Consider the following 13,592-nt stretch of genomic DNA (forward strand, 5'->3'; position numbering starts at 1 on the left):
ATTTATTTTCCTCCATTTAGTAATTCCGTATCATGTTTTATAAGTTTATTAAGCCATTCATTATTTCTTAAATATTTATTAACATAAAGCCTAAAATCAATTTCTTTATTAAAATCTAAAATAAGTTTATTTTTACTTTCTATATAACATTTTGCTAAATCAGAATCAAATTCATTTAAATATAAAAATGTTATATGTATATTATCATAAGAAAAAAAATCTTCTAACCTAGGAAGTAATTCATCTTCTAGTTTAAATTCAAATTCTACCCCTCTTTTTTCATTTAACAAAATTAATATATCTATATCACTTCTATTTTCTATAAAGTTTTCTGTATTATAACTACCAAAAGTAGCTAAAGCAATTATATTATCTGTGTCATCAATTTTAAAATCTTTTATATCTTCTTTCTTCATGTAATTCACTACCTTTAAATCATAGTATTACTTTAATTATAACCTATGTTTAATTTTCTTAAAACAAAAAAACAGATAAGATTTTTACACCCTATCTGCTATGGTGACAGTCACCAGCTTGAATATTTTCCAAATTTTACACCCCAGGGGTGATTTACATCAACCTTCAACAACCTCAATTTTTTTCCCTTTAAATACAATTGCAAGTTTTAATATATTATTTATATTTCTTTCCATAAGTTCTGCTTCATATTTATTTTCTTCAATTTGATTTAAAGCTTCTTCAATTCCTTTTTCTATGCTTTTACTCATAAAATCATCAATCTTTTTAAACTCCATTATAATTCCAAGCTTTGAAGTATCTTTAGGAATTAGCATAACATCATATCTACCGTATCCACTTTCTTTATTTGATTTTACTTCATATTTATCAGCAAGAGATACAATCATACCAAGTACAAAGGCATGATAAACCTTTTCTGGCTCCTCTCCTGATACATCAAAATAGCTTATATTATTTAAAACAAAATTTTTGAAAAAACCACCAAAAGTTTCAACATCTCCAGTTACCAATGCATTCAGCATAATAGCATACTTTTTGCTTGTTAAACTTTCCTTAAACCACTTTTCAATTAAGTTTTCATAAAATATGTTCACTTCTTCATTTGGTATTTTTAATTCACAATTAAACTTTCCTCTAGTAAGCTCCTTATTTACTGGCTTCAAATATCCGCTTAAAGTTAAAAATCCCCATAGATTTTCCTCATCATCTTCTACATCTTTCATAACAACATGATCATCTACTATCTTGTTTATAGAATTTCCTTTTATAAGCTCCTCAAGATTCTTTTTAGTATCCTCACTTCCCTTAGAAAGCAATCTTTTAATCAAATCATTACTGCTACTATTTATCCAATAAGGCATAAATCCCATTGTATTGTTTTTAATATAATTTAAAACTGACCAAGGATTATATATAATCTTTCCTCCAAATATATATCCATTGTACCATTTCTTAACCTCATCACTTTTTTCTGAAAGATTATAATATTCTAATAAATTTTTAACCTGTTCTTCTGTAAAGCCAAATTTATCATTAAAATTAATTCCTAAAATACTATCTACCTCTATATTATTAAGCCCTGAAAAAATACTTTCCTTTGCAACTCTAAGTATTCCAGTAACTAGAGATTTTTCTAAATATACATTATCTTTAAGTGCAGCTGTTAAAATATTTCTTATTAAAACGATAGCTTCCTCGTGCTGTGAGAATCCAAATCTTGTATTTGGTTCATCGAACGTACTCAGCGAATGAATATGAGTCGAGTTTCCTTTTTCTTCTGAATATGATTCCTGAATTGGCACATCATATTCATCTATAAGTACAATTACTTTTTTATCATAATGCTTGTTAAGCAATCTCATTAGATTACTTAATGCTTCTGAAAACTCAACGATAGAACCTTTTCTATCTAATATTTCTTTAAACCTCTCTTTATCAAATTGTGATAATTTTTCACTTTCTAATAAATAGTAGTGATCCATATATATATTGTACATTAATGATTTTATTCCCTCTTGAAGATTTTCAAAACTAAGATGTTTTTCATTCTTAAAAGTAAGAAAAATAACTGGATACGCTCCTTGCATCTTCATTATCTCTTCTTCATTTTCTATTTCTAATCCCTTAAATAAATCTTTATTTTCATCTTTCTTTTCTATATCAAAAAAGTATTTTAGCATACTCATATTTAAAGTCTTACCAAAACGCCTTGGTCTTGGTGTTAATATAACTTTTGCTGCATTTTCTATAAACTCTTTTATAAGCAAACTCTTATCTACAAAATAATGATTTTCTTTTATAATTTCTCTAAAGTCTGATGTTCCAACCTGAATACTCTTTTTCATTACCGCACCTTCCTTCTAAAAAAATATCTATACTATAAATTCTTAATTCAAATTTAACTTTGATATCACAATTCTATAAATTTCTTCTGCTATTTTAACACATTCCTCTGCTTCATAATCACTTACTATAAGTGGATTGTCTGCTGGATATCTTGTTTCTATATAATATTGATTTAAAAAACCACAATCCTTATATCGCAACGTATCAACCATATATTTTCACCCCTGTATTTATAATAGAGTATGCAAAGCTACTTTTGTCATTTATACAACTATTCCATTCCTCATTTGTGTATAAAACTAAATCAAATGGAATATTACTTTCTATATTTACATACATATTTGTTAACAATTCTCTTTTATTGATTGTATCTTTAATAATACATAAGTCAATATCACTATCTTCTCTAAAAATTCCTTTTGCTACAGAACCAAAAAGTATTATCTCTTTGGGATTGAATTTTTCTATTACTTGTTTCTTTATATAATCTATTTCTTTATTAAAATTATTAACATTCATTCTGAATTCTCCTTTAGTATCTCTACCAAATTTATTAACTTTCTTTTTAATAATCAATATATTTTATCTTATAATGACCTTTTAAAAAATATCTATCATATATCTTATATTATAGCCTATTTATAATGTACTTAAAACAAATAAGAGTATTCAAACTTGTACCTGTAAAATTTTACACCCCAGGGGTAAACTAAACTTTAAAAGTAGTAATTAATTTTCCGTAGAACAAAAAACAGATAAGATTTTTACATACTATCTGTTATCTTTATTTCCATATCATTTTTATAAAATATTTAACCTCTTCAAAGCTATTATCAATTTTTTTATTTAAATTTAATGAAATTTCACCTTTGGCTTTTCATATAAATTTAATTCACGTAAAACATCATCAGCAATAAATGAATATGATTCTGTACAAAGTGTAGTTTCCTGTTCAACTAATTCACGATAAACATTAGTTGAATAAAATAATTCTAATGTTTCAATTTCAGATTTATTTAACTTTTTTGAAAGTTCTAGTACTATTAGTTGTAGTTTACGATTCATTGTAGATTTTTTAATCAGCATATTCCCACCTCACTAATTTTAATGTGAAATATTATTCTCTTAATCATATTATACTTATTTATTAATTGTATTTCTACTCTTATGTCATATTTATTGACTTAAAACAAAAAACAGATAAGACTGTTAAATCCTATTTGCTATAACCATCAACATATTTAATCTTTTCTATAGATAATCCTAAAATATTTTTTAATTTTATATCTAATAGCTAAATAATCATTTTTGTCCTAACTTTATGGCAATATATCTTACTCCAAAGTTAGGTAATAAACTAAATATAACTTTTATATTTCTGTCTTCCAAAGCTCTTTTTAAAACATATTTAGCTAATGTAAATCCACTTTCATTTCCTTTATACTTCATTAAATAAGAATTTTCCTTAAAGAATACCCCTGTATCATAATACCTATTATAAAGTTGTTTAAATGTAAAATTATGAGAATGATAAACTTCTGAATCTGCACAATACTTAATTCTATATCCAGCATGTATTAATTTATGTGCAAAATACATATCTTCATTTATTATTATATTTTTTCCATCATAAGCATTAAGATCTCTATAAACTTTAGTACTTACTGCTGATGATGCATCTGAATAAAAAAATGTTAATAATCGATATTTCTCTATATCATCTTTAGATACTATCCTAGATTCTTCAGGATAGTTTTTTTCCCTAGTATACTTTTCTATACTATTATTCTCACAAATTTGTCTGCTAAAACTAGCTTCACATTCTCCATTTATTATAGGAGCAACTAAATTCTTAAGCCATAATTTATTCTTCATCTTTACATCTTGAGATATAAAAACTATTATATCCCCACTAGCTTTACTAGACATCATTTCTCTAGTTTTGCTATGAGAAAAATCCTTTGGCTCTATTATCCAATACTTGCACTTCAATTCTTTTAATATATTTTCGCTTTTATCTTTGCTTCTAGTTAAAACATATAATATCTCTAATTCTTCATTGGAATCTCGTTCTTGACTTAATAAATTTTTGTTTAGTTTTTCTATGTAATCTTGACCGTTGTATATGGGGCAAATTATTGATATAATCACTGATTTTATCCTTTCATTTGTATTTATAGTTTATTGATATTCCAACTTTAAATAATACCTTAATTATATCCTAAATTTTAGTGTATTAAAATAAAAATAGTGGTAAGCTTTGTTGTTTTTTTAAGCTTACCACTGAATTTATATTTAGGTTTCATCTTACTTAAAAATAATTGTTTATTTTTCACAATCAGTCTGTTCTGCACAATTAAATTTTTCATCTAAATAATCAAACATATCTTTGTGATTCTTATCTTTGCAACAGCATTGTACATGATTCATTTTTGTAAGATTTAATGCTTTCATTTGCTTCAAATTAACCTCATCTTTATGCTTTTCATCAATTTTATTAATTAATTTAAGTGAATAGATACCATTATCTTTATTTATAATTTGTTTTCTTTGTTCACAATTATAATAATACTTCGTATCGTCTATGATCTCCTTTGAATCTATTTCTACAACTTCACATTTATACATAAAATTACTTATTGGTTTTGTTAACCACAAATATACTATATCACCTACATTTAAACCATCTGTCGATTTTCTTTTTGCAAATTGCAATACTGTTTTTTCTTTATAAGCAGTTACAATATCATATCCTTTTTGATTTTTACAATCTACATTTACTGCAATTGCTACTCTCATTAGCATATCCCCCAATTCCATTATACGATCTGTTAAGTTATATGAACATTGCGCTTCTCAACCTTAGGAAATACAATAGGTTTGCAACACTTAATAATACCCCCTTAAAAAGGAGAGAAGAACAATGAACAAAACTAATATAAAATGTCCACGCTGCCATTCTGACAAACTATATAAGTTTGGTTTGAATAAGCAGGCTAATCAAAAGTATCAATGCAAAATGTGTAAGCGCCAGTTCGCCTTAGGCGACGGTGACGGACTACCTAAAATGAATTATCCTAGATGTCCAAAGTGTGGTAAAGGCACGTACTTGCATCACGCTTACAAACATTACAATCGCTATAAATGCAATAATAAAAAATGTAATCATATAATAGTTAAACATCATACCACTAATATTGATAATGCATCTAGTGAGTTAATTACCGGTTCCCTTTCTATGAAAGGAATGCGATTTCCACTTCATGTTATACTGACTGCATTAACTTTATACTTTCTAAATAATTCATCAACAAGATCAATTTCACAATTCTTAATGATGAACTGCGGTATTAAAGTCTCTCATGTAACCATAGCAAGCTGGACTAATAAATTTGCACCTTTTTTCAAACAAAAGGCCGATAAATTTAAAGATAGTTTAGATTTACAATCTGACGATTGGCACGCTGATGAAACTGTTGTATTTATTAATGGTGAAAAATATTACCTATGGCTAGCTATTGATTCAGAAACTAGATTTATTTTAGCTTTTCATCTAACTAAATCTAGAAGCTCTGATTCGGCATATACACTTATCAATGAAGCTAAAAATTGTGGAGAACCAACCTATTTTATAACTGATAGATTACCTTCATACAACCAAGCTGCCGCTACGGTATTGCCAAATACCGAACATATACCAGTAGCTCCTATGTCTAGTGATACAAATAATAACTTAATCGAATCATTTAATAAGACTTTTAAAGCATGGTATAAAGCTAAAAAAGGCTTTAATTCCTTTGAGAAAGCTAATAATTTAGTATATTTATTTATCTTTCACTATAATTTCATTAGACCACATGGATCATTAAACAACTATACCCCAGCTGAAGTTGCTGGTTTCGCTAGCAATAGCTTAGATAAAAACTCTTGGTTTTCAGCAGCGTAATTAAACTTAATACTTTTGATTAACCTGCAAAAATCACTTTTATTGCAGGCTTGTTTGCCATGCAATAAAGTGCTCAAACTTATATAATTTTCAAAGAGCGAGTAATTCTATGAAAAATCAAGCTGTTTTTTCATATCAGCTTAACAGATTCCCATTATAAATATACATTAATATTAAAATTGCTTACTAGAAATAATTTTTTTAATCTTGTACATATAATTATTCAAAGTAATCAAGTATAATTAAAATGATAGTAAATGAGTAACTATTTCATTAAATCAGCACTTCCATCATCTTTAGGTGGTATACCTACTGCTATAAATATTACCTCACTTTCTTCTGTTGTTTTTTTCATATCAGTAGAAAATTCAAGTCTTCCATCTGCTACATTTTTATCCATTAAATCTTTAAGACCCCGTTCATATATAGGTACTTGACCATTTTTTAGCATTGTTATTTTTTCTTCTGTCATTCCCATTTTCAACAAATTAATTGCTGTTTTTTTGTTGTTTTTTGCATTCCTTCTTCTATTTTTTCACGATTTCTTTCTAACAAAGTCATAAATTCCACCTCCACATTCTTATCTTTTTTAACATCTATTACTTTTTCATGTATATTCTTTATTACTAAAGTTCCTTTTGTATTTAAAATTATCTTTTGTATATCATTTTTTAATTTTATGTTTTTATCTTCTAAACATATATTTTCAAAAGTATATTTATGACGACCTTTACTAAAATAATCAAATTTACATATGAATATAACATAAGATTTTTTAGTTCTTTATAATCTTAAATTTGGGGACATTTATGGTGATACTGAAGGATCTTGCAATGGAAGTTGGTATTTTTAATTTATTGTAATTAATATGGCACCAGAACATATACATATAATTCCAAATATCTTCTTATATGTAATCTTTTCTTTTAAAATAATATACGAAATTATCATTGTCCAAATATATGTAATTGATGTTAAAGGAAGTGTTATTGAGTAATCTAAATACTTTAATACATATATATTCATAAGTGCTGAAATTATATATAAGATTCCACCAATATATAAATTAATATTTAGTATTAATTCTTTTAGTTTTTTTGATGAAGATGCTCTCTTCAAAAATAATCCTGCAAAAGCCCCGAAAATAGTCATAATTATTATTGTTATATAACATATAATCTTAATCATCTCCACCACCTATTAAAATAACTCCCATAATAATTATTAAAATTGATATTATTTTACTTAATGTTAATGATTCATTTAACACTGTTTTTGCAAGAATTATTGTAAATATATAATTTAAACTCAACATTGGTTGTAGTACAGATAAACTTCCAAATCTATAAGCAACAATCATAAATACTGCACCTATTCCATAAAATAAAAAACCAATTAATATATACATTAGTCCTTCAGTATTTGAAATTTTCCACAATAATTGTCCAATGCAAACAAATACTGACGATAATATAATTAAAGCTATTCCTTTTCTATTTTTTTTCAATGACTCTAACATTATTTATTCAACTCCACAACATATGCTTTAATTTAATATACATTACTCATTATTTTCCATTTTCTTATATTGTTTTACTTGCTTTAACCTAAATTCAAACTCTTGTTTTTGATGATGTGATATAACATTTAGTATTATTCCTGAAAAATAAGAATGAATTGATGCTAATCCTAAGAAACCACTAACTATTAATGTTGGAAACCTTTGAACTAATCCTGTATTTAAATATTCTATAAAAACTGGTACAAATAACACTATTGACATTAATAAAAAAATTGTTCCCAATGTTGCACAAAACGAAAAAGGTCTATAGTTTTTAAATAAATTTGTAATAGTTCTTATTACCTTTATTCCATCTGAATATGTGTTTAATTTTGATTCACTACCTTCTGGTCTATCTCGATATGTTACAATTACATTTTTTACACCCATGTTTTTATCTAATGCATGAATAGTCATTTCAGTTTCAATTTCAAATCCCTTCGATAATACTGGAAATGTTTTTACGAACTCATAACTGAATCCCCTATATCCAGTCATAATGTCTCTTATATTATTTTTAAATAATATATTAATCAGAAATCTAACTGTTTTATTCCCAATATTATGAAAAGGTCTTTTATTTTCATTAAAATATGTTGATGATAATCTATCTCCTATTACCATATCTGCTTTCTTATTTAATATTATATCAATCATTTCCTTTGCATTTTCAGCAGGATATGTATCATCACCATCAATCATCAGATAACATTCAGCATCAATCTCTGCAAACATCGAACGAATCACTTGACCTTTTCCTTGCTTATATTCATACTTAACTATCGCCCCTGATTTTTCAGCCAATTCTGCCGTATTATCAGTTGAATTATTGTCATATACATATATAGTTGCTTCTGGTAGTGAATTTTTAAAATCTCTAACTACCTTTTCTATCGTTTTACTCTCATTATAACATGGTATTAAAACCGCAATTTTATCAAATTTACTCATTCTATCTCACCTCATATTTTTTAATATTAATTTTCTATCAATCCAGAATCTTTCTCAAAAATAGTTGAAATTAATAATGGCACTATACATACTAATGGATATGCATATCTTATTATTGCTACTGGAGATAATATTAATGTTCCCCATAACGCTATATAAAGAATCATCGATATTAATAATTTATAATTTTTTTTATAAATTTGTATAAACAGAGAAAATACAAAAAACCAAAAATAAAAACCCGGAGAAAACAACATTGATATTATTGGTATTTTAGTCTGAAGCTCTCCATATGCTATTTTTTGATATATCTTATCCAAAATTGGTAATGCACTTTCTCTAGTAAGTAATATGTAATCTCCTTCTAAATTCCACATATCATAATCCATATAATATCCTTTATAAGATTTATCAGGATACCAAAATCCCATATTAGTTGATAAAAAACCATTAATATAACTTTGTGGATATTTTAATCCTATTTTAATCCAAACATTCAAATATTTTTTTATATCCTTTTTAAATACATCAGTATTAAAATTAGATTTTACTGGATCAGATAAAATAGGATTATATATATTAGCAGTATTCTCTGGAAGAATTTCATATATTATTTCTAGTTCTTTATTATCAATAACATCTTGATTATCTTTAACTGTCCTTGCTAACATTTGAATAGGTGCACTTAATGCTTCTCTAAAATCTCCCTTTTTTATATTTAAGGCATTCATAATCGGACCATTTACTACTAAATATATAGTTATTATGCAACTAAATATAATAACTATATTTTTCTTTTTTAAATATAAAAAAAAGAATGGGCAAACAAAAAATATTATATATATTCCATTATTTCTAAACAAACACATTAACACTGCAATGATTATATACCTAATCTGTAATTTAAGCGAAGAACAAAATAGTTTTGGATTTTCAAACATTTGAATTGTAAATATGAACAATATTAATATTAAACCAGCAAAAATAACATCTTTAGTTGCAGTTATTGAATACATTGAATTTAATGGTAATATAGAGAAAAATAATATTGAAAAATATTTAATCAAGTTCGGTACTTTCTGCTTATATATAAATGTACATGTATAGGCAAAAATACAAGACATAATCAGCATTTGAGATAAAGAGTATATAGCCATTCCAATTGTATAGGATCCAAATAACTTTCCTCCAGCCAATATACATGAAGCTATGTATAAAGTATGTAAAATAGGATGATGTGTAGATAACACATTATCTCCTCTTAATTGGTTGACTTGCATTATTGCATCAAATGTATATATTCCAGGAAATGAAGCCAATAAATTAGGAATCCAACATATAAATATAATTGCCCATGTTATCAAAAAAGCACGTTTATTATATAGTACAAATTTATTAATTGATTTTAAATTTACTTTATTTATTTTTTGTAATATCATAGGTAAATTATATAAAAATGCTATTATTAGAAATATAAAAATAAATGATAATCCTACAACAAAAAAAGAAATATTGAGAAAATTATTATTAAATATAATAGTATAGTCATCACTCAATTCATAACCTAAAACAAAAAATATTGATAATAAAACCCCAAATGGAATACTGCATATAATCATTCTTTTAGTCGACATCTTAATTGAATATTTAAATAGAAAATTCAATGATATAAATAATATTAATGCTAATATACTATTACTAATCTGATATTTACTAATTGTTAATATTTTCAATAAGACACAAATACTAATTACAGACATAAGAAAATGATCAATATTATATTTTTTTCTTAAAAATATAATATATAATTCAAATATAAATACACACATAAATGTTACTATAAAATATATAATATCTAATTTATTAATTCCACTATTTAAATTGAAATTTATGCTTTCAAGTTTAAATTTTTGATTTATTGCATCTCCAATATCAAGACGTATAGTTTTTATTTTTTTCATTACGGGTATTTTTACATTACTTTCATTTTTTATTAATATTCTGTTTATAACTTGTTGCTCACTAAAATTTTCTTCGCTAGTTGTATAATATATAGAAATTGGTATATTTTCAGCTGAAGATATATTTAACTCAATATTATCAACATATGTATTGATCTCTGTTTTTAAAAACCATGAATCATTATTAATAGTAGTATATTCATCTTCATCTTTTGTATATCCTTGTTCTATAAATTCATCTACTTTATATGAAATTGAAGATTTCTTATTATTAATTATTTTTTTTTTAATATTATTATCAGAAACTAATAATTGAATAAATGTTGTGAAAATTATCGCAACCATAACTAAATTTAATACTTTATTTTTTTTTAAAATATAACTCATTTTTTTCATCCTTTTATAACTCTATATTTACAAAAAATTATTATTTAAAACATATAACAGTTCTTAATAAAATTATAATCATATACTTAGTGCAACGTATCAATTAACATCTAAATATTACTTTTTTATTTAATCATAAACCTTGAAAAAAAATAAACTGTTTTTTTTCCTATATGCTTTATCGAATCAGGTATCGTATTTCTAATATACTCCATAACCTTCCATCCAAGTGTAGCTTTCATTAAACTCACTTCATTTTGAAGTTGATCTATACTTCTATTTAATTCATTTATAACTATAGCATTATTTTCACAATTCGATGAAAATTCATCAATATTATTAATCCTATAATTTAGTAATGTATTTTTTACTTCAATAGAATCAATCTGATTTAGCTTAGATTTTGCTTTAACTAAATAAAATTCTTCATAATATTTGGCTATTTCTTGCTTATTAGGTAATTTAACATTCTTTATATTACTACATTTCTCTATATAAGTATTTTTATTTTTAATTATTTCTTCAATTTTCTCTAATACCTCTTTATAAGTAGAATCATATCGAATTTTCCAACCTATATCATATTTATCAACTCTTTCTCCTAATGCTCCTATGTCAGTAACTAATATTGGAATATTAGCTATAATTGACTCACTTAATGTATATGAATATGTTTCAGGGCAAATGGAAAAAATACAGATTAAGTTTATATTGTTTTCATTTAATATCTTTTCTATCTCATTACGATTATACCTTCCATGTTTTATTACTTCCTTTTTATCTAGGAGATTTAATCTTTGGTCCCCTATATTTCCAAATAAATGCCACTCAACATTTTTATTTTTATTATTTTTTATTATATCATGAATTAACTTACTTCCTTTAGTTCTTGATAATCCACCAACAAATGCTATTTTAAATTTATCATCTTTATTGTCCAAATAATTTCGTTTTAATTCTTTTTTTTCATCAATTCCATGTTCAATTACTTTAATTTCAAATTCTATTTTACCATATTTATCTATATAATATTGCTCAAAAATTTTCTTTGCAGCGTTAGATGGTGCAAAGATTTTATCTATTCTTTTTAACATTTCATAAACTTTTTCATTCCAAACACCTAAAAAATATCCATCGTATCCGTAATTATTTTTTATACATGATATACAATTTTCTTTGCTTCTATTATTTATGCAATATGTTTTATTAAAATATAATAAATTTATATTAGGACAATTAAGATAGAAATCATGTATAGTTAAAAATACAGGAATATCTTTCTTTTTGGCAATATCTACAACATCAAAAGTATGAGTTTTTAAATGTTGTATATGCACTACATCTATGTTGAAATAATCTATTATTTCATTTAATTTTTCTATATAACTATTTGAACTAAAATTAAACGTATCAATAACATCTGACAACTGGTAACTAAATTTTAGAATCCGTTCATCAATAAATGCATGAATTTTTATTGTATTATCTTTAACAATCATTACATAAGAGTTAAATAATTTAATATTATCAACTAAATCCTTAACATGAAATTCCGTTCCCCCTATTGGATGATTCTCACCTGTTAAAAAATCATTGTGAACTACATATAAAATATTTCTCTTTTTGTTTCTAATAGTTATTTGCAATTTTATATTGTTCTGTATTTCTTTTAATGGATTTTTCAAAATAAATTTTTCAATCATTTTAGTATAGTAAGGATATCTTTCAAATAAAAGTTTCGAATTTTTTTTTACTAATTCATTTTTATCAGCACTAAATGATGCACTTCCCTTATGATATATAAATGTATCATCGCATAATACGTGATAATACCCATTTTCTAATGCTTTACAACAAAAATCGTTTTCCTCACCATATCCTCGTCCAAATGTTTCTTCATCAAACAGTCCAATTTTATTAATAACGCTTCTTTTAATATACATGCAAAATCCAACAGCAGTTGGTATTGATGGATATATTTTCAAACTTATTTTCTCTATTACATCAGCATATTCATCAACTGTAAAATTTTCTGGTATTTGATTATCTTGGCAAAATATTGGAATTGAGCAAATAGTACCACTATTTGTTAATGGAGTTACTGTAGCAATATTACAATTTGAATATGCTACATTTTTTATTTTACTTAACCAATTTCTTGTAACTTCTGTATCACTATTTAATAAAACAATATCATTTTTACTAATTGACATTCCTTTATTTACCGTTCCAACAAAACCAATATTTTTTTCATTATGAGAAATTAATATATTTTCATGATTTTCTTTTCCTAATTTATCTAAATACTCTCCTACTCTCTTATCAGGACTTTTATCATTTATTAGTATTAAATTATAATCTTCTTCATTAGTATGCCTTATTACTGAATTAACGCATTCAACAGTATATTCATATGCATTATATATAGGAATAACAATGTCTACTTTCATCTTTTCCTCCA

The 13,592-nt window shown here is 24.9% G+C and carries 14 protein-coding genes and 1 pseudogene; 1 reads left to right on the forward strand and 14 read right to left on the reverse strand.

Annotated features, from left to right (window positions below):
- Nucleotides 1-2: 2 nt before the first annotated feature.
- The 7 genes from RGC78_RS12235 to RGC78_RS12265 form a co-directional block, all read right to left on the reverse strand.
- On the reverse strand, nucleotides 3-416 hold the full coding sequence (locus tag RGC78_RS12235) for a nucleotidyltransferase domain-containing protein (RefSeq protein WP_252211741.1): 414 nt from the start codon (nucleotides 414-416) through the stop codon (nucleotides 3-5).
- 159 nt (nucleotides 417-575) lie between these two features.
- Nucleotides 576-2,324 carry an AAA family ATPase gene (locus RGC78_RS12240; RefSeq protein ID WP_309556718.1) on the reverse strand — a complete coding sequence of 583 codons (1,749 nt, stop codon included), beginning with the start codon at nucleotides 2,322-2,324 and terminating at the stop codon, nucleotides 576-578.
- Between the two features lie 42 nt (nucleotides 2,325-2,366).
- Complete coding sequence (locus RGC78_RS12245) at nucleotides 2,367-2,537, reverse strand: HEPN domain-containing protein (protein WP_309556719.1); 171 nt, start codon at nucleotides 2,535-2,537, stop codon at nucleotides 2,367-2,369.
- Complete coding sequence (locus RGC78_RS12250) at nucleotides 2,530-2,844, reverse strand: nucleotidyltransferase domain-containing protein (RefSeq protein ID WP_309556720.1); 315 nt, start codon at nucleotides 2,842-2,844, stop codon at nucleotides 2,530-2,532. Before RGC78_RS12250 ends, RGC78_RS12245 begins: the two co-directional genes overlap by 8 nt.
- A gap of 333 nt (nucleotides 2,845-3,177) precedes the next feature.
- On the reverse strand, nucleotides 3,178-3,411 hold the full coding sequence (locus tag RGC78_RS12255; protein WP_309556721.1) for a hypothetical protein: 234 nt from the start codon (nucleotides 3,409-3,411) through the stop codon (nucleotides 3,178-3,180).
- Between the two features lie 216 nt (nucleotides 3,412-3,627).
- Nucleotides 3,628-4,476 (reverse strand): glycosyltransferase family 2 protein, encoded by an 849-nt coding sequence (locus RGC78_RS12260; RefSeq protein WP_309556722.1) that lies wholly within the window; start codon nucleotides 4,474-4,476, stop codon nucleotides 3,628-3,630.
- A 174-nt stretch (nucleotides 4,477-4,650) separates the two neighbouring features.
- A complete protein-coding gene (locus tag RGC78_RS12265) occupies nucleotides 4,651-5,124 on the reverse strand; it encodes a hypothetical protein (protein WP_309556723.1) in 474 nt (157 codons plus the stop codon).
- A gap of 124 nt (nucleotides 5,125-5,248) precedes the next feature.
- Between RGC78_RS12265 and RGC78_RS12270 the strand changes: the two genes are divergently transcribed.
- Complete coding sequence (locus RGC78_RS12270) at nucleotides 5,249-6,271, forward strand: IS6 family transposase (RefSeq protein WP_061312855.1); 1,023 nt, start codon at nucleotides 5,249-5,251, stop codon at nucleotides 6,269-6,271.
- A 265-nt stretch (nucleotides 6,272-6,536) separates the two neighbouring features.
- On the opposite strand, the gene RGC78_RS12275 is transcribed toward RGC78_RS12270, so the two are convergent.
- From RGC78_RS12275 to RGC78_RS12300, 7 genes and pseudogenes are all read right to left on the reverse strand, one after another.
- On the reverse strand, nucleotides 6,537-6,743 hold the full coding sequence (locus RGC78_RS12275) for a hypothetical protein (RefSeq protein ID WP_309556724.1): 207 nt from the start codon (nucleotides 6,741-6,743) through the stop codon (nucleotides 6,537-6,539).
- A gap of 38 nt (nucleotides 6,744-6,781) precedes the next feature.
- Nucleotides 6,782-7,045, reverse strand: a pseudogene (locus RGC78_RS16205) (Rpn family recombination-promoting nuclease/putative transposase); the annotation flags it as partial.
- A 75-nt stretch (nucleotides 7,046-7,120) separates the two neighbouring features.
- Complete coding sequence (locus RGC78_RS12280; RefSeq protein ID WP_309556725.1) at nucleotides 7,121-7,459, reverse strand: EamA family transporter; 339 nt, start codon at nucleotides 7,457-7,459, stop codon at nucleotides 7,121-7,123.
- The gene (locus RGC78_RS12285) at nucleotides 7,452-7,790 is read right to left on the reverse strand and encodes an EamA family transporter (protein WP_309556726.1); all 339 of its coding nucleotides are present in this window, start codon (nucleotides 7,788-7,790) and stop codon (nucleotides 7,452-7,454) included. Before RGC78_RS12285 ends, RGC78_RS12280 begins: the two co-directional genes overlap by 8 nt.
- A gap of 42 nt (nucleotides 7,791-7,832) precedes the next feature.
- A complete protein-coding gene (locus tag RGC78_RS12290; protein ID WP_309556727.1) occupies nucleotides 7,833-8,783 on the reverse strand; it encodes a glycosyltransferase family 2 protein in 951 nt (316 codons plus the stop codon).
- Nucleotides 8,784-8,809: 26 nt separating this feature from the next.
- Nucleotides 8,810-11,131 carry a DUF6020 family protein gene (locus RGC78_RS12295; protein ID WP_309556728.1) on the reverse strand — a complete coding sequence of 774 codons (2,322 nt, stop codon included), beginning with the start codon at nucleotides 11,129-11,131 and terminating at the stop codon, nucleotides 8,810-8,812.
- 125 nt (nucleotides 11,132-11,256) lie between these two features.
- Nucleotides 11,257-13,581 carry a glycosyltransferase gene (locus tag RGC78_RS12300; RefSeq protein WP_309556729.1) on the reverse strand — a complete coding sequence of 775 codons (2,325 nt, stop codon included), beginning with the start codon at nucleotides 13,579-13,581 and terminating at the stop codon, nucleotides 11,257-11,259.
- Between the last annotated feature and the right edge of the window lie 11 nt (nucleotides 13,582-13,592).

Origin of the sequence: Clostridium aquiflavi (assembly GCF_031344075.1) — a bacterium.
GTDB lineage: Bacteria > Bacillota > Clostridia > Clostridiales > Clostridiaceae > Clostridium > Clostridium aquiflavi.

Excerpts from the sequence above, each read along its gene's own strand:
- RGC78_RS12235 (WP_252211741.1), bottom strand. The coding sequence starts at position 416 with ATGAAGAAAGAAGATATAAAAGATTTTAAAATTGATGACACAGATAAT.
- RGC78_RS12240 (WP_309556718.1), bottom strand. The coding sequence starts at position 2,324 with ATGAAAAAGAGTATTCAGGTTGGAACATCAGACTTTAGAGAAATTATA.
- RGC78_RS12245 (WP_309556719.1), bottom strand. The coding sequence starts at position 2,537 with ATGGTTGATACGTTGCGATATAAGGATTGTGGTTTTTTAAATCAATAT.
- RGC78_RS12250 (WP_309556720.1), bottom strand. The coding sequence starts at position 2,844 with ATGAATGTTAATAATTTTAATAAAGAAATAGATTATATAAAGAAACAA.
- RGC78_RS12255 (WP_309556721.1), bottom strand. The coding sequence starts at position 3,411 with ATGCTGATTAAAAAATCTACAATGAATCGTAAACTACAACTAATAGTA.
- RGC78_RS12265 (WP_309556723.1), bottom strand. The coding sequence starts at position 5,124 with ATGAGAGTAGCAATTGCAGTAAATGTAGATTGTAAAAATCAAAAAGGA.
- RGC78_RS12270 (WP_061312855.1), top strand. The coding sequence starts at position 5,249 with ATGAACAAAACTAATATAAAATGTCCACGCTGCCATTCTGACAAACTA.
- RGC78_RS12275 (WP_309556724.1), bottom strand. The coding sequence starts at position 6,743 with ATGACAGAAGAAAAAATAACAATGCTAAAAAATGGTCAAGTACCTATA.
- RGC78_RS12280 (WP_309556725.1), bottom strand. The coding sequence starts at position 7,459 with ATGATTAAGATTATATGTTATATAACAATAATAATTATGACTATTTTC.
- RGC78_RS12285 (WP_309556726.1), bottom strand. The coding sequence starts at position 7,790 with ATGTTAGAGTCATTGAAAAAAAATAGAAAAGGAATAGCTTTAATTATA.
- RGC78_RS12290 (WP_309556727.1), bottom strand. The coding sequence starts at position 8,783 with ATGAGTAAATTTGATAAAATTGCGGTTTTAATACCATGTTATAATGAG.
- RGC78_RS12295 (WP_309556728.1), bottom strand. The coding sequence starts at position 11,131 with ATGAGTTATATTTTAAAAAAAAATAAAGTATTAAATTTAGTTATGGTT.
- RGC78_RS12300 (WP_309556729.1), bottom strand. The coding sequence starts at position 13,581 with ATGAAAGTAGACATTGTTATTCCTATATATAATGCATATGAATATACT.